This is a genomic window from Streptococcus infantis, from assembly GCF_019929665.1.
GTDB classification, from domain to species: Bacteria; Bacillota; Bacilli; order Lactobacillales; family Streptococcaceae; genus Streptococcus; species Streptococcus infantis_H.
Genome location: NZ_JAHZPZ010000019.1, coordinates 1 through 767, shown reverse-complemented (window position 1 = coordinate 767; position 767 = coordinate 1). Strand labels below are relative to the sequence as shown.

General features: G+C 40.2%; 1 protein-coding gene. It reads left to right on the top strand.

Annotated features, from left to right (window positions below; all coding sequences use genetic code 11):
- The coding region (locus K1I61_RS08950; RefSeq protein WP_276530039.1) for an SspB-related isopeptide-forming adhesin at positions 1-767 on the top strand (767 nt) is incomplete at both ends.

Genomic DNA, 767 nt, shown 5'->3' with positions numbered 1-767 from the left:
CTTGATACAACTAAGTTCGACGCTAACAACAAGGATAACATCCAATCAGTAAGTATTTCTGATGACTTCGATGAAACTAAGGTTGATGTAGACGCTTCAGCTATCAAGGCTTACGATTCAGTAACTGGCGCTGATGTGACTGACAAGTTCGACATTAAGGTTGAAAATGGTGTTATGACCGCAACTCTTAAAGCTGGCTTCACTAAGTCACTTGGAGACGCAGACAATACACAAATCATCGACACAACTAAATTCGAGTTTGGTCGCTACTATAAATTCGATATCCCAGCCACTGTTAAAACAGACGTTGAAGGTGGAGTAGACATCGAAAATACAGCAGCTCAAATTGTAAACTACTACAACCCAAGCACGAAGAAAGTTGAAAAACCAGAAAAACCAACTGAAAAACGTGTTAACTCAGTTCCAATTGAAGTCGAATTCAACTTCACTAAGAAACTCGAAGGCCGTGAGTTGAAAGCTGGTGAGTTCAGCTTCGTATTGAAAGACTCTAAAGGTACTGAAATCGAAACAGTTCAGAACGATAAAGATGGTAAGGTGAAATTCGCTAAACTTGAATTCACTAAAGCTCAAGTTGGAACTCATAAGTACACTGTAGAAGAAGTTAAAGGATCTGACGCTACAGTCACTTACGATACCATGAAGGCTGAAATCACAGTAGAAGTTGAACACGATGGAAAAGCTAAAGCACTTGTGAAGACAGTGACTGACGCTCCAGACAAAGAGTTCAATAACACTGTGACTCCTCC